This is a genomic window from Ponticoccus sp. (in: a-proteobacteria), from assembly GCF_048381735.1.
The window spans coordinates 538,443-553,386 of record NZ_JBLXGL010000002.1 but is presented as its reverse complement, the minus strand read 5'-3'; the positions used below and the strand labels follow the sequence as shown (position 1 = coordinate 553,386).

13 protein-coding genes are annotated in these 14,944 nt (G+C 68.8%); 5 read left to right on the top strand and 8 right to left on the bottom strand.

Annotated elements, in window-relative coordinates; genetic code table 11:
- Nucleotides 1-12 precede the first annotated feature (12 nt).
- From ACN5KJ_RS06810 to ACN5KJ_RS06785, 6 genes are all read right to left on the bottom strand, one after another.
- A complete protein-coding gene (locus ACN5KJ_RS06810; RefSeq protein ID WP_418592849.1) occupies nt 13-1,182 on the bottom strand; it encodes a pyridoxal phosphate-dependent aminotransferase in 1,170 nt (389 codons plus the stop codon).
- 289 nt (nt 1,183-1,471) lie between these two features.
- Nucleotides 1,472-2,233, bottom strand: a complete 762-nt coding sequence (locus tag ACN5KJ_RS06805) for a hydroxypyruvate isomerase family protein (protein ID WP_418592847.1) — start codon at nt 2,231-2,233, stop codon at nt 1,472-1,474.
- Nucleotides 2,230-2,880 carry an aldolase gene (locus ACN5KJ_RS06800; RefSeq protein WP_347166473.1) on the bottom strand — a complete coding sequence of 217 codons (651 nt, stop codon included), beginning with the start codon at nt 2,878-2,880 and terminating at the stop codon, nt 2,230-2,232. The genes ACN5KJ_RS06805 and ACN5KJ_RS06800 overlap by 4 nt, the downstream gene beginning before the upstream one ends.
- Nucleotides 2,877-4,136, bottom strand: coding sequence for a 3-oxo-tetronate kinase (otnK, locus tag ACN5KJ_RS06795; protein WP_418592844.1), 1,260 nt, complete (start codon nt 4,134-4,136; stop codon nt 2,877-2,879). Before otnK ends, ACN5KJ_RS06800 begins: the two co-directional genes overlap by 4 nt.
- Nucleotides 4,133-5,035: an L-threonate dehydrogenase gene (ltnD, locus tag ACN5KJ_RS06790; protein WP_418592842.1), complete on the bottom strand. Its 903-nt coding sequence runs from the start codon at nt 5,033-5,035 to the stop codon at nt 4,133-4,135. Before ltnD ends, otnK begins: the two co-directional genes overlap by 4 nt.
- A 203-nt stretch (nt 5,036-5,238) precedes the next feature.
- Nucleotides 5,239-6,444: an NAD(P)/FAD-dependent oxidoreductase gene (locus tag ACN5KJ_RS06785; RefSeq protein ID WP_418592840.1), complete on the bottom strand. Its 1,206-nt coding sequence runs from the start codon at nt 6,442-6,444 to the stop codon at nt 5,239-5,241.
- A gap of 120 nt (nt 6,445-6,564) precedes the next feature.
- On the opposite strand from ACN5KJ_RS06785, the gene ACN5KJ_RS06780 reads away from it, so the two are divergent.
- The 3 genes from ACN5KJ_RS06780 (at nt 6,565) to ACN5KJ_RS06770 (ending at nt 10,641) form a co-directional block, all read left to right on the top strand.
- On the top strand, nt 6,565-7,944 hold the full coding sequence (locus ACN5KJ_RS06780) for a phosphomannomutase (RefSeq protein ID WP_418592838.1): 1,380 nt from the start codon (nt 6,565-6,567) through the stop codon (nt 7,942-7,944).
- A gap of 111 nt (nt 7,945-8,055) precedes the next feature.
- Nucleotides 8,056-9,378 (top strand): UDP-glucose dehydrogenase family protein, encoded by a 1,323-nt coding sequence (locus ACN5KJ_RS06775; RefSeq protein WP_418592837.1) that lies wholly within the window; start codon nt 8,056-8,058, stop codon nt 9,376-9,378.
- Between the two features lie 198 nt (nt 9,379-9,576).
- The gene (locus ACN5KJ_RS06770) at nt 9,577-10,641 is read left to right on the top strand and encodes a Hint domain-containing protein (protein ID WP_418592835.1); all 1,065 of its coding nucleotides are present in this window, start codon (nt 9,577-9,579) and stop codon (nt 10,639-10,641) included.
- Between the two features lie 274 nt (nt 10,642-10,915).
- Here ACN5KJ_RS06770 and ACN5KJ_RS06765 read toward each other — a convergent pair whose 3' ends face one another.
- The gene (locus ACN5KJ_RS06765; RefSeq protein ID WP_418592833.1) at nt 10,916-11,407 is read right to left on the bottom strand and encodes an SH3 domain-containing protein; all 492 of its coding nucleotides are present in this window, start codon (nt 11,405-11,407) and stop codon (nt 10,916-10,918) included.
- Nucleotides 11,408-11,512: 105 nt separating this feature from the next.
- On the opposite strand from ACN5KJ_RS06765, the gene ACN5KJ_RS06760 reads away from it, so the two are divergent.
- Nucleotides 11,513-12,499 carry a 2-hydroxyacid dehydrogenase gene (locus tag ACN5KJ_RS06760; protein ID WP_418592831.1) on the top strand — a complete coding sequence of 329 codons (987 nt, stop codon included), beginning with the start codon at nt 11,513-11,515 and terminating at the stop codon, nt 12,497-12,499.
- Nucleotides 12,500-12,587: 88 nt separating this feature from the next.
- Here the strand turns inward: ACN5KJ_RS06760 and purU are convergent, their stop codons facing one another.
- On the bottom strand, nt 12,588-13,472 hold the full coding sequence (purU, locus tag ACN5KJ_RS06755) for a formyltetrahydrofolate deformylase (RefSeq protein ID WP_418592829.1): 885 nt from the start codon (nt 13,470-13,472) through the stop codon (nt 12,588-12,590).
- A gap of 290 nt (nt 13,473-13,762) precedes the next feature.
- Here purU and ACN5KJ_RS06750 point away from each other — a divergent pair, with 290 nt between their 5' ends.
- Nucleotides 13,763-14,695, top strand: a complete 933-nt coding sequence (locus tag ACN5KJ_RS06750) for an SMP-30/gluconolactonase/LRE family protein (RefSeq protein WP_418592827.1) — start codon at nt 13,763-13,765, stop codon at nt 14,693-14,695.
- The last annotated feature ends 249 nt before the right edge of the window (nt 14,696-14,944 follow it).

Genomic DNA, 14,944 nt, shown 5'->3' with positions numbered 1-14,944 from the left:
CGGTCAGGCCTTTCACAGCAGGTCACGGATGCGCCGCAGCGCCTCCTGGATGTTCTCGGTGGAATTGGCATAGGAGAAGCGCAGGTAACCCTCGCCATGGGCGCCGAAGGAGGTCCCGGCCACGGTCGCCACCCCCGCCTCGTCCAGGAAGCGGTCCTGCGCCTGCATGGCCGTCAGCCCGGTGCCCTCGATGTTCGGGAAGGCATAGAAGGCGCCCGCGCAATCGGCGCAGCGCACCCCCGGCAGGGCGTTCAGCCCCTCGACGATCACCTGACGGCGCCTGTCGAACTCGGCGACCATGCGCGTCACCTCGTCCTGCGGCCCGTCCAGCGCGGCGATGCCCGCGAACTGGGTCGCGGCGTTGACGCAGGAATGGTCGTTGATGCACAGGCGCGTGACGTGGTCCACGAGGCTCTCGGGCCAGACCGCGTAACCCAGCCGCCAGCCGGTCATGGCATAGGTCTTGGACCAGCCGTCCAGCATGATCAGCCGGTCGCGGATCTCGGGATATTGCAGCAGGCTGACGTGCTCGCGCCCGCCATAGAGCATGTTGGAATAGATCTCGTCCGACATCAGCGCGACCTGCGGGTGCTCCATCAGCCCGGCGACCAGCTTGTCGATCTCCGCGCGCGGCGTGACCCCGCCCGTGGGGTTGGCGGGCGAGTTGATGATGATAAGCCGCGTCTTCTCGGTGATCTGGCCCAGCACCTCCTCGGCGGAGAAGGCAAAGCCGTTCTCTTCCCTCAGCGCGATCGGCACCGGGGTGGCGCCGGAATACTTGATCACCGATTCGTAGATCGGAAAGCCGGGGTTGGGATACATGATCTCGGCGCCCGGTTCCCCGAACATCAGGCAGGCAAAGAACATCGTCGGCTTGCCGCCCGGCTGCACCACCACGTGATCCGGGTTCACCTCGACCCCGTGACGGCGGTTCAGGTCGGCGGCCACCGCCTCGCGCAGCTTCGGCAGGCCGTTGGCCGGCGTATAGCCGTGGTGACCGTCCTGCAGAGCCTTGATCCCGGCCTCGACGATATGCTCGGGCGTGCGGAAATCCGGCTGACCGATGCCGAGATTGATGATGTCCCGCCCCTCGGCGGCCAGCTTGCCCGCGCGCGCCAGCACGACAAAGGCCGACTCGGTGCCAAGCCGGGACATGCCCCCGGCAAGCTTCAACTGCGTCATGGCGTGTTCTCCTCCCGTCGCGGCCACCCGGAGCGGCCAGGTTTCGCAGTTTGGTATACCAAAGGCCGCCCCAAGGGAAAGCCGCTTTCACCGCCTCGCAGCAGGCCGTCCCACGGCGCAGAGACGCGCACACCTCGTGTTTCTTCTTGGCAAAAATACCTCTGTGCGACGGTGCCGCCCGAACCGGACCTGTCCGACAAGGCGCGCCTGCGGGCATCTTTTCTGCAAAAAGCCACCCGAAGGAGGCATCCGACCGCGCCGCCCGAGACAGGCGGCGCAGCAAGGCGCCTCAGCGGGTCAGGGTGAACCAGCCCAGCGTATCCTCGGTCGGGCCGCCGGGCTTGTATTCCGCGCCCAGCGGTGCGGCCCATCCCAGAGCGTCGATCACCTTGAACATATACGAGAAATCCACCTCGCCCCGGTCCGGCGCACCGCGGTCCGGCACCCCCGCGAACTGGATATGCCCGATGATCGGCAGCAGGGCCTTCAGCCGGTTGGTCAGATCGCCCTCCATCAACTGGACGTGGTAGCAATCGAACATCAGCTTCAGGTTCGGCGCCCCCACCGCCTCGATCACCGCGCGCGCGTGGCCCGTGGTCGCAAGGTAGTAGCCCGGTGCGTCGTAGTGGTTCAGGGGCTCGATCAGCACCGTGATCCCATGCGGATGCGCCGCCTCGCAGGCGTAGGAGAGATTGGCGACAAAGGCCGCGTCCGCCTCTGCGCCAGAGGCGAAACCGGCCATGACATGCACGTTGGCCGCGCCGATGGCCCGGGCGTAGGCCAGCGCCTCGTCGATGGCGGCGCGGGCCTCGGCCTCGCGGCCCGGCAGCGCGGCCAGCCCGTTTTCGCCCGCCGCCGTATCGCCGCGCCGGGTGTTCAGGCCCAGCATCTGCAGGCCGGTCTCTTCCAGCGCCGCGCGGACCTCTGCAACCGGCTCGTCATAGGGCCAGTGACATTCCACCGCGTCGAACCCCGCCGCCTTCGCGGCATGGATCGCCTCGGCCAAAGGCCGGTCGGTCCAGAGGAAACCAAGGTTGGCCGAAAACTTCATGTGTCCCACTCCACGTCGAATGTATTGACCACCGCGCGGACCTGTCCGCCGGTCAGGGGCTCCGCCCCCATGCCCCGCGTCATCAGCGCCAGCCGGGCGGTGGCTTCCAGTTCCTCGATGGCGTTGCAGGCCGCCTCGACGTCCTTGCCCGCCACCACGGGGCCGTGGTTGGCCAGCATCACCGCCGAGCGCTTGCCCGCCAGCCCGCGCACCGCCTGCCCCATGGCCGGATCGCCCGGCACGAAGAAGGGCAGCAGCTTCACCCGGCCCACCTGCATGATGCCATAGGGCGTGTAAGCGGGCAGGAAGTTGTCCTCGTCCACCCCCGGCAGCAGCGACAGCGCGACAGAGTGGCAGCTGTGCAGATGCACCACCGCCCCCGCGGTGCCGCGCGTGTCGTAGAAGGCCGTGTGCAGCGGCATTTCCTTGGTCGGCCTGTCGCCGTCGATATGCTGGCCCGCCGCGTCGAAGCGCGCCAGCCGCCCGGGATCGAGCCGGCCGAAGCTGGTGCCGGTGGGCGAGACCAGCAGGCCGCCGTCCTCGGTCCGGGCCGAGATATTGCCGGTCGAGCCATGGGTCAGCCCCCGGTCGAAGAGCGATTTCGCCAGCGTGCAAAGCTGCTCGCGCAGGCGGGCCTCTGCGCTCATGCCAGGGCCCCCAGCGCGTCGGCAAAGAAGGTCTCGGCACCGAAATTGCCGGACTTCAGCGTGATCGCGATGCGCGCGCCGCCGCTGTCGCAGGTGCACCAGGGCACGCCGGGCGCGATCTCGGCGCCGATGTCCAGCCGCGCGATGCCCAGCGCCTGCGACACCGCACCCGAGGTTTCGCCGCCCGCGACGACGATGCGCCGCGCGCCCCTGTCCCGCGCCGCGACCGCCAGTTTCGCCAGCGCGCGCTCGACCACGGCGCCCGCCTCTTCGCGGCCCAGCGCGGCCTGCGCGGCGCGCACCTGGTCGGGCTCTGCCGTGGCATAGAGCAGCGGTGCCTTGCCAAGATCCTGCGCGGCGAGCCAGTCCAGCGCCTGCTGCGGGCCTTCCTCGTCCAGCTTGACCGGATCGAGGCGGAAGCTGACCGCGCCGGTGGCCTTGTAGGCCTCGACCTGCCTGCGGGTCATGGCAGAGCAGCTGCCGGACAGGACCACCGCGCCGGGGCCGATCTGCTCGGGCGCCTTGGCGGTATCCGCCTTCAGCGCCCCGTCCTGCATCCAGAGCGCAGGCAGCGGCATGGCGACGGCGCTGCCGCCGGTCATCAGCGGCATGTCCCGGCAGGCCTCGGCGATGGTATAGAGATCCTCGTTCGCCACCGCGTCGATGACCACATGGGCGACGCCCTCGCCGGCCAGACGCGCCAGTTCCGCCCTGAGCGCCTCGGCCCCCTGCGCCACGGTCAGCCGGTCGGCCAGCCCCACGGGCCGCGTCACCTGCGGCTCCAGCAGGCGCATCAGGTTGGAATCGGTCATCGGCGTCAGGGGATGGTCCTTCATCGGGCTTTCCGCCAGCGGCTGACGCCCGACGAAGAGGTTGCCCATGAAGATCGACCGGCCGTTTTCCGGGAAGGCGGGGCAGTAGATCGTCTGATCGGTGCCAAGGTCCGCCATCAGCGCCTCGGCGACCGGGCCGATGTTGCCCTCGGGCGTCGAATCGAAGGTCGAACAGTATTTCCAGAAGAAGCGCTGCGCGCCCGCCGCCTGCAGCCACTTCAGCGCGGCGCGGCAGTCGGCGACGGCCTTGTCCACCGGTTCCGTCCGGCATTTCAGCGCGATCACCTCGAAGGGGGCGGTGTCGGTGGGCGGTGCGTCCGGCACCCCCAGCCGCAGCGAAACCGGCACGCCGGAGCGCGCCAGAAGGCCGGCAAGGTCGGTGGCGCCGGTGAAATCGTCGGCGATGGCTCCGAGAAGGGTCATGTCTTGTCTCCCGGCAGGCTCAGGCCTGCGTGCGTGGCATAAAGTTTGGCAATGGCGGCGTCGTCCTCGCCCCCCATGCCCATGCCGCTGGCCGCGACCCACTGCTGCAGCGCCGCCGCCGTCAGGGGCGCGCTGAACTTGGCGCTGCGGGCGATGTCGGAGACGATGCCGAGATCCTTCAGCCAGATGTCCACGGCAGAGAGCGGCGTGTAGTCGCCCGAAACCACATGCGGCGCGCGGTTTTCAAGCACCCAGCTGGTGCCGGCGCATTCGGGGATGACCTCGACGAATTGCTCGGGTGTGACGCCCTGGGTCATGCCGAAGGTCATGGCCTCGCCCATGGCGGCCAGATGCACGCCGACCAGCAGCTGGTTGATCGCCTTCATGGCAGAGCCCGGCCCGGCCTCTTCGCCCAGTTCGAAGACCCTGGCGGCCATGGCGTCCAGCACCGGGCGCGCCCCGGCGAAGGCCTCGGGTGCGCCGGAGGCCATGACCGACAGCTCGCCCGAGGCGGCCTTGACCTGCCCGCCCGAGATTGGCGCGTCGAGGTAGAGCACCCCCGCCTCGGCACAGCGCACGGCCATGGCGCGGGCGAAGTCCGGCGCGACGGTGGCGCAGGAGACCACGACGGCGCCGGGTTTCATCTGCGCCACGGCGCCCTGCTCTCCGAAGAGCACCGCCTCGGTCTGCGCGGCGTTCACCACGACGGTCACGACAACATCGGCCTCTGCGTAGTCGCCGGGGCCGGTCACGGGCCTGCCGCCCTCGCCCGCGAAGCGATCCACCTGGGCGGCGTTGACGTCGGCGCCCCATGTCTCGAGCCCTGCTTTCAGGCAGTTTGCCGCCACCCCATAGCCCATGGAGCCGAGGCCGATCACGGCCACCCTTGTCTGTGTCACGATGTCCTCCCGGAAGGTCTGATTGCGCTACCAGCACATTCGGGGCGGATCATCCCTTGCCGGAGCAAAAAGCGCAAGCGGATCGCTCGGATGGCGCTTTTTCGGCGGCGTGGCAAGGGCTTGAGGCGCTGCGCAGAGGTATTTGGACCAAGAAGAAACCCCGGGGGAGGCGCAGGATCGCGGCCTGGGACGGCTTGCCGGGGTCAGATCACGTTCTTCTCGAGAAAGGGGGTGCCGGTCAGGATACGGTCCACGCCCAGCGGCGAGAGATCGAGCGTGCGGTAGGCGCCGTGGACGATCAGTTCGGCAATGGCGCGTCCGGTGGCCGGGGCCTGCTGAAGGCCGTGGCCGGAGAAGCCGTTGGCAAAGAGCATGTTCGGCACCTCGGGGTGCGGGCCGACGATCATGTTTTGGTCGAGCCTGTTCCAGGCATAGTGGCCGGCCCAGCTGCGGATCACCTTGATCGCCTCGAAAGCCTCGGAGCGGGCGGCGAGGACGGGCCAGATGCGTTCTTCGAACTCGGCGTGGCTGGGCTCGAAATCACCGACATCCACGGCGCGGTCGTCTTCCGGCGGGCATTGGGTCATGAAATAGCGGCCCTCGGGGCGGCAGTAGACACCCGAGGGGTCGATCATCAGCGGCAGGCGGCCATGGTTGACGCGGGCCGAGCCCTCGGGGCTTCGGGCGCAGTCGTAGAGGAAGACCGTGCGCTTGCGCGGCTCGACCGGGATGTGCAGCCCGGCCATCCGCGCCACCTGTGCAGCGCGCGGCCCGGCGGCGTTGACCAGCGTGCCGCAGGAGACCCGGCGGCCCGAGGCGAGGGTGACATGGGTGATGCGGCTGCCCGCGCGCGTGAGGCCGGTGACCTCGTCGCGGATATAGTCGACACCCTGCGCCCGGGCCCTGTTGCGAAAGCCGTTCATCAGGCCGGTGTTGTCGAACCAACCCTCGCCGCTTTGCCCGTAGGAGGCGAGGCGGATATCCCCGGTCCTCAGGTGCGGGAAGGCCGCGGCCAGTTCTTCCGGCGACCAGAGCACGACATCGGCGCCGCAGGCCCGTTGCACCGCGTGGTTTTCGCGCAGGGTTCGCTCCTGGTCCGGTGTCGCGGCAAGGTAGAGATAGCCGCCCTCGTGGAAGTTCAGGTCGGGCGCGTCCTCTCCGCTGGCCATGCATCGGGCGAAGTCGCGGATCACCTCGGCGCCGTACTGGCTGATGGCCACGTTGATCGCGTTGGAGAACTGGGTGCGGATCGAGGCCGCCGACAGCGCCGTCGAGGCCTGCGCATAGCTCGGGTCGCGTTCGACCACCAGCACGCGCCCGTCGAACCCTTCGGCGCCGGACAGGTAGCAGGCCACGCTGGACCCGATCGCCGCGCCCCCCACGATCACCACGTCGTAGACTTCCGACATTGCCTGCCTTTCGTTGTCTGCCGGACTCAGGTTCCACGTTGCCGCCGCAGATGCAACGGTTGGCGCTTGCCTGCCCGGGCCGGACGCGGGAAAACCCCGGCATCAAAGAGGGAGACGACGATGGCGCCGAAATTCGGAACAAGCGGCCTGCGCGGGCTGGTGACGGAGCTGACCGCGCCGCTGGTGCGCGACTACGTGACGGCCTTCCTGACCGCCTGCCCGCATGGCGGTGCGGTTCATGTCGGGCGCGACCTGCGCCCGTCCTCGCCCCAGATCGCGGGCTGGGTGATCGACGCGGTGCGTGCCATGGGGCTGACGGCGGTGGACTGCGGCGCGGTGCCGACGCCGGCGCTGGCGCTGTCCTCCATGGCTGAGGGCGCGGCGGCGATCATGGTCACCGGCAGCCACATTCCCGCCGACCGCAACGGGCTGAAGTTCTACGTGCCGGGCGGCGAGATCCTGAAAGAGGACGAGGCGCGCATCAACGCCGCCCTTGGCCAGACCCCGCCCGAGGCGCCGCTGGGCGCGGCAGAGACCCGGGACGCGGCGGCGGGCTATCTTGCGCGCTACACCGGCGGCTTTGCCGCGGACACGCTGGCCGGCAGGACGGTGGGCGTCTACCAGCATTCCTCGGTGGCGCGCGACCTGATGGTGGCGGTCGTCGAGGCCCTGGGCGGGCGGGCCGTGCCCATCGCGCGCTCTGACACCTTCATTCCCGTCGACACCGAGGCGCTGGACCCCGACACCCAGGCGCTGTTTGCCGGATGGTTCGCAGAACATGCGCTGGACGTCCTGATCTCGACCGATGGCGACGGTGACCGCCCGATGGTGGTCGACAATGCCCGGCGGGTGGTGCCCGGAGACGTGCTGGGCACGCTCTCCGCGCGGCACCTTGGCGCCGGGGTGGTCTGCACGCCGGTCTCGTCGAACAGCATGGTCGCGGACCCGGTCTTTGGCCTGAGGGTAGAGCGGACGCGCATCGGATCGCCTTTCGTGATCGCGGCCATGGAGGCGGCCCGCGCCGCGGAGCCCGACGCGAAGGTGGTCGGCTACGAGGCCAACGGCGGCTTCCTGCTGGGCTTCGACACCGGCGCGCTGACGCCGCTGATGACGCGCGACTGCCTGCTGCCGATCCTTGCGCCGCTGGCGGCGGCAAAGGCGGCCGGGACCACGCTGGCGGCGCTGATCGACGCGCTGCCGCCGCGCTTCACCGCCGCCGACCGGATCGCCGGGATCGCGACGGAGCGGGCGCAGGCCTTCATCGCCGACCTGACGGAGAACAGCGCCGCCCGGGCGGCCTTTTTCACAGGCTGCGGAGCAGAGGTCGCGCTGGACCTGACCGACGGGCTGCGGGTGACCTTCGAGGGCGGCACCGTCCTGCACCTGCGCCCCTCGGGCAACGCGCCCGAGTTCCGCTGCTACGCCGAAGCCGACAGCCGCGAGACCGCCGCCACGCTGGTGGCCCGAACGCTGGCATCCCTGCGCGCGCGCCTCGGGTGAATTCCTCAGCATATCCCCGCCGGTTCCGACCGTCGTGTTGACAGAGCCCCGTTGCGGTCGCATGTGGGAACGATGCAAGGGCCGGGCAGAGGCCTGAAAGGACTGTAGACGATGAAAATTGCCATGATCGGTACGGGCTATGTCGGCCTGGTCTCGGGTGTCTGTTTCTCGGATTTCGGGCACGAGGTTGTCTGCGTCGACAAGGACCCCCGCAAGATCGAGATGCTGGAACGCGGCGAGGTCCCGATCTACGAGCCCGGCCTGGACAGCCTGATGGCGCGGAACGTCGAGGCCGGACGCCTGACCTTCACCATGGACCTCGAAAGCGCGATCGACGGTGCCGAGGCGGTCTTTATCGCCGTGGGCACACCGACCCGGCGCGGCGACGGCCACGCCGACCTGACCTATGTCATGGCCGCCGCCGAGGAAATCGCCCGCGCCGCCAAGGACTATGTCGTGGTCGTGACCAAGTCGACCGTCCCGGTGGGCACCAACGCCAGGGTGCGCGAGGCCGTGGCCGCCGCCAATCCGGCGCTGGACTTCGACGTCGCCTCGAACCCCGAGTTCCTGCGCGAGGGCGCGGCCATCGACGACTTCATGAAGCCCGACCGCGTGGTGGTGGGCGTCGAGACCGAACGCGCCGCCAAGGTGATGGAGGGCATCTACCGCCCGCTCTACCTGCGCGACTTCCCCATCGTCACCACGGACCTCGAATCCGCCGAGATGATCAAATACGCCGCCAACGCCTTTCTCGCGACGAAGATCACCTTCATCAACGAGATCGCGGCGCTGTGCGAGAAGGTCGGCGCGGACGTCAAGCAGGTGTCCAAGGGCATGGGCATGGACGGCCGCATCGGCAACAAGTTCCTGCACGCAGGCCCCGGCTATGGCGGGTCGTGCTTTCCCAAGGACACCAAGGCGCTGGCCCGCATCGGGCAGGAACACGCCAGCCCCATCAGCATCGTCGAGACGGTGATCAAGGTGAACGAGGACACCAAGCGGCGGATGATCGGCAAGCTGCTCGATCTCTGCGGCGGGTCCTTCAACGGCAAGACCGTGGCGGTGCTGGGGGTGACCTTCAAACCCAATACCGACGACATGCGCGACGCGCCCTCGCTGACCATCGTGCCGGCCCTCGTGGGGGGCGGTGCCAAGGTCCGCGTGGTCGACCCGCAGGGCCGTCGCGAGGGTGAGCAGCTGCTGCCCGGCGTCGACTGGGCCACCGATCCCTACCGCGCCGCCGAGGGCGCCGACCTGCTGGTGATCCTGACCGAGTGGAACGAGTTCCGCGCGCTGGACCTGACCCAGCTTGCCGGCAGCATGGCGACTGCCCGCATGGCCGACCTGCGCAACATCTACAGCCCCGAAGACGCGCGTGCCGCCGGCTTCACCGGCTACGAAAGCGTCGGTCGCAGCGGCTTCGAATCGGCCTGAGCAAGGACCTTAACACCCTGAGCGAAAGCCGATTTTAGCGACACAACCTAAAGGCGGCATTTTTGTGACTGGCCGGGCACAGGCCCGGATTCAGGCACCTGCGACCCTGCCCGCAGCCCGGCGCAGCATTCTCAGGATGTGCCCCGTTCGATACTGTCTTGGTAACAAAACAAGAAAACTGAGGCAGGCATTTCAGGCATGGCAACGGGCTATCGCGGCACGTTCGTCATCTCCTGGTCGCAGACGGAAATAGACGGCCTGAAGGCCGCGCCTCCATCTGCACTGATCGTCGGGGCCGCGTGGTCCTGGCACGGGGTTCCGGTGCGGGTCGATGGGCCTTCGTCGATCCTCCAGCTCGACCGGGCAGAAGGCGACGCAGACATCAGGACGCGCGCGGCGCGCATGGTGCGCCGGCTGGTGGGCGCGGCACTGACGCAGGAAACGCGCCTGGATCGCGTGGCCGTCGAACACCCGGTCACCGACAGCAGCTTCGTCGTCACCGACGGCGCGAAAAGCTATACGGTCACCCTGATCGAGGTCAGCGGGGAAAGCCCGCCGCTGCTGATGTTCCTCGACGAGATCCCGCCCGCGGGGCGCGACCTCTGGGTTGTGCATCACCGGCTGGACGCGCGCGCCTGCCGGGCCACGGACGACCAGGCCAGCGGGGTCATCTGCTTTACCCCCGGCACGATGATCCTGACCCCCTCAGGCCCGGTTCCGGTCGAGACGTTGCGCGCAGGCGACAGGGTGCAGACCAAGGACAGCGGGGCACAGGAAATCCGCTGGACCGGCTCGCGCTACATGACCGGGGCGCGCCTCTTCGCGATGCCGCGCCTGCGCCCGGTGCGCATCCGCCCCGGCGCCTTCGGCATCGGCGAGCCGGACCGCGAGATCGTCGTCTCGCCCGAGCACCGGATGGTGGTGAAGGGCGTCGTGGCCCGAGCCCTGTTCAACACCCCCGAAGTCCTGGTGGCGGCCCGCGACCTGCTGAACGGCGACAGCGTCGTGCTGGACACCGCCGCCCGCGACGTCACCTATCACCACCTGATGCTGCCCCGGCACGAGGTGCTCTTCGCCAATGGCGTGGAAACCGAAAGCTTCCACCCGGCGAATACCGCGCTCTCCTCGCTCGCCGAGGACGATCGCGCGCGGCTCTTGCGGGAAATGCCCTCGGCGGCCGAGAACCCGCATCTTTACGGGTCCTACGCCCGGCGGAACCTGTCGAAGTCCGAAGCCGCGATCCTTCTGCACGAGGCCGCCTGAGGCGGGCCGCGGGACAAGGGGGCTCTGCCCCCTCACCCCCGAGGGTATTTGGACCAAGAAGAAACCAAGGGCCCTGCCCCGTGCCGCACGGCGTGCCAGGTTTGCCACCCGAGAGGGCGCCCGGCGCATCCGAGGTACAGGTCCGGCGCGCCGTCCCTTCGTTGGCCTGGTAAACAGCCCGGGGGCGCCCGCGTCGCGGCAGCGGCCCAAGCGGCGATGGCGACGGGCAGAGGCCGGTCCGGGCGTCCGGCCCGAAGTCTGGCTGCGACGGGCGCTACTCGCGCAGCTCGTCGGGTTTGACGCCCCAGAGCGCCGCCTTGGGTGCCCAGCCGCTGTAGCCGCCTGCCGTCAGCTCGCACCAATGCGGCTGGCAGGCGCCGAGGCGGGCGACAACGCCCAGTTCCAGCCGGGCGTTCACGCGGCTGTCCGGATCGGGCCGCTGGTAGAGCGACACCATGTCCTGCTCGACGATCACCGTCCGCACCCCCGAGAGCAGCGAGTAATGCACCCAGCCGCCCGCGCCGTCGCGGTCGCGCACCCGGCGCCAGTGGCCGTGTTCGGCGGTGATCTCCAACGGCATGTCACGGCGCTTGTAGACCCAGTCGATCCGGTGTGTCAGCGACGGACCGCGCCGCACATTGCCCTCTGCCGCCTTCATCGAGACGTAGCGCGGCAGCGGCAGATTGGTGATCGGTCCAAGTTCCTGCCCCGCAGAGGCGATCTGCGCGCAGAGGATGACCACTAGCACGATGGCTTTCCTGAACATAGGTCGGTCCTGCCCGAGTTTTTCCGGCGGGGTTCTTGTGCCCCGCATTATCCTGTACCAGTCTAGCCAAGCGCCGGTGCGCCGGGAAGGTCAGGGAGAGCCGCAATGCCATCAAAACGTCTGAGTGTTGTCGTCACGCGACGCTTGCCGGAGGTGGTGGAGACACGCCTGTCCGAGCTCTTCGACGTGACGCTGCGCAGCGACGACAGCCCGATGACCCGGGGCGAGCTGGTGGACGCGGTCCGGTCGGCGGATGTGCTGGTGCCCACGGTGACCGACCAGATCGATGCCGGCCTGATCGGTCAGGCGGGTGAGCGGCTGAAACTGATCGCCAACTACGGCGCCGGCTTCGACCACATCGACGTCTCGACCGCGCGCTCGCGCGGGATCCTCGTGTCCTACACGCCCGGCGTGGTGACCGAGGATACCGCCGATATGGTGCTGGCGCTGATGCTGGGCGTCACCCGGCGCCTGCAGGAGGGCATCACCGTCATGCAGAAGGGCGACTGGTCCGGCTATGCCCCGACCGCGCTCTTGGGCGGGCGGCTGGGCGGCAAGCGGCTGGGCATCCTCGGCATGGGCCGGATCGGGCAGGCGGTGGCGCGGCGCGCGCAGGCCTTCGGCATGCAGATCCACTACCACAACCGCCGCCGCCTGCGCCCCGAGGTCGAGGAACCGCTGGAAGCGACCTGGTGGGAGAGCCTCGACCAGATGGTGGCGCGCATGGACATGATCAGCGTGAACTGCCCCTCGACGCCCTCGACCTACCACCTGCTGAACGCGCGGCGGCTGAAGCTGATGAAGCCGTCGTCGGTGATCGTGAACACCTCGCGCGGGGAGGTCATCGACGAGAACGCCCTGACCCGGATGCTGAAGGCGGGCGAACTGGCAGGCGCGGGTCTCGACGTCTACGCGCACGGGATCCAGGGCAATCCCGAGCTGCGCGACATGCCCAACGTGGTGATGCTGCCGCATATGGGATCGGCCACCTACGAGGGCCGGCTCGAGATGGGCGAGAAGGTCATCATCAACGTCAAGACCTTCGCCGACGGCCATCGCCCGCCGGATCAGGTCGTGCCCTCGATGCTTTAGGCGCGGCGACACCGGGCCCCACCGCGAAACGGCCCCCGGGCCCGCGCAGGGCCCGCCCCGCACCATGGTGCAGGACAGGCCGAAGGCGTCAGCCCATGCGTTCCGATGCGTAAGAGCCCGGCGAGGGCGGGAAGACCACGGTCTTCTCGCCGTTCAGGAAGACCCGCCCATGCACATGGGCATGCACCGCGCGCGACAGCACCTGCGATTCCACGTCCCGGCCCAGCGACACGTAGTCCTCGCCGGACTGCGCATGGGTGACGCGGATGATGTCCTGCTCGATGATCGGCCCCTCGTCGAGATCGGCGGTCACGTAATGCGAGGTCGCGCCGATCAGCTTCACGCCCTTCTCGAAGGCCTGCTTGTAGGGGTTCGCCCCCTTGAAGGAAGGCAGGAAGGAGTGGTGGATATTGATGATCCGCCCCGACATCTTCTGGCACATGGCATCCGACAGGATCTGCATGTAGCGCGCCAGCACGATCAGCTCGGCGCCGGATTCCTCGACCACCTGCAGGATGCGGGCCTCGGCCTCGGGCTTGTTGTCCTTCGTGACCCTGATGCAGTGGAAAGGAATATCCTGGTTCACCACGACCTTCTGGTAGTCCATGTGGTTCGAGATCACCGCGACGATCTCGATCGGCAGGGCGCCGATGCGGGCGCGGTAGAGCAGGTCGTTCAGGCAGTGGCCGAAGCGGCTGACCATGATCACGACCTTGCGCTTGACGCTCTCGTCGAAGAACTCCGAGGTCATGCCGAACCGCGCCTTGATCGCCTCGAAGCCGCTTTCGAGATCGGCAAGGCCCGCGCCGTCCTCGGACTGGAAGCTGACGCGCATGAAGAAGTTGCCGGTATGGGCATCGTCGAACTGGGCGCTGTCGGTGATATTGCAGCCCGTTTCGGCAAGGTAGGTGGAAACGGCGGAGACGATCCCGCGTTTCGAGGCGCATTTGGCGCGCAGGGCGAATTTGGTCATCGAAGTCCCTTGGGTGGTGCTGAGGGTGGTGCGAGTCGGCCGAAGCCTGCGGGGATGGCGTCCCATGCCCCCGGCGGGCTGTCAAAGCCAATTCCGGCACCCGGGACCCGCGCCCCGACACCCTGCCCGAAAATGCAGCGCGCCGCCGGATCCGGGCGACGCAAAGCCCTTCGAAGGGCTTTGCAAATCCCGTCCACGGGATTTCCCCCACCCCGGGCAGGCCCCGCATTTGCGATGCCCCTTCCGGCCCCATAGGCTACCCGCACCGTGACCAGGCAGGAGAACGCGCAATGTGGCAGCCGTCAGAGACCTATCCCGACCCCGCCATCGAGGTGCTCGACCCGCGCTTCGAGGCGCTGACCCTGCACCATGCCGCCGTCGAGCGCCTGTATCACGGCAGCCGCTGGGCCGAGGGGCCGGTCTGGTTCGGCGATCAGAACGCCCTGGTCTGGAGCGATATCCCCAACGACCGCCTGCTGCGCTGGGACGAGGCCTCGGGCGCGGTCACGACTTTCCGCACCGGCGGCTTCACCAATGGCAATACCCGCGACCGGCAGGGGCGGCTGGTATCCTGCCAGCACCAGCGGCGCGCCGTGCTGCGGACGGAATGGGACGGCACCCTGACCGTGCTGGCGGACGGCTTCCAGGGCAAGCGGCTGAATTCGCCCAACGACGTGGTGGCGAAGTCGGACGGCAGCATCTGGTTCACCGACCCGGTCTTCGGCATCTCGGCGGAGTACGAGGGCGGCCTGGCCGAGCCGGAATTGCCCACCAATGTCTACCGCATCGACCCGGACGGCACACTGAGCCTCGCCGTCGAAGGCGTGAACCAGCCCAACGGGCTGTGCTTCTCACCCGACGAGAGCCTGCTGTATATCGTCGAAAGCGGCGCGCGGCCCAAGCGCATCCTCGTGGCCGAGGTTTCTGCCGACGGGCGCAGCGCCCCGGAGCCGCGCCCGCATATCGACGCCGGTGCGGGCGGCAACCCCGACGGCTTCCGCGTCGATGTACAGGGCAACCTCTGGGCCGGATGGGGCACCGGCGCGGGCCGCAACGGCGTGCGCATCTTTGCCCCCGACGGCAGCGCCATCGGCCATATCCACCTGCCAGAACGCTGCGCCAACCTGTGCTTCGGCGGGCGCGCGCGCACGCGTCTCTTCATGGCCGCCAGCCAGTCGCTCTACGCGCTCTACGTCAAGGTCCCCGGCGCGCCGTATTTCTGACCCGGCGCGCCGCCGAGGGCAAAGGCCTGCGCGCTCTCCGCGGCCCCTCCCCCGGTACAAAGCCGCCAGGGAGGCGCCGAACCATCCCCGCACCCTGGCCCGGCGGCCCCTCTCCGGCTGCCGCTTGATCCCCACCCAGTCCACGCAACACCCGTCGACTCGCGCGGCGGACAACCACATCACCGGCCCCCCGCACCGCCGCTGCGCCCTCTCCAACAGCCCGCCTTTGGCGGGACGGACGGCCCTGCT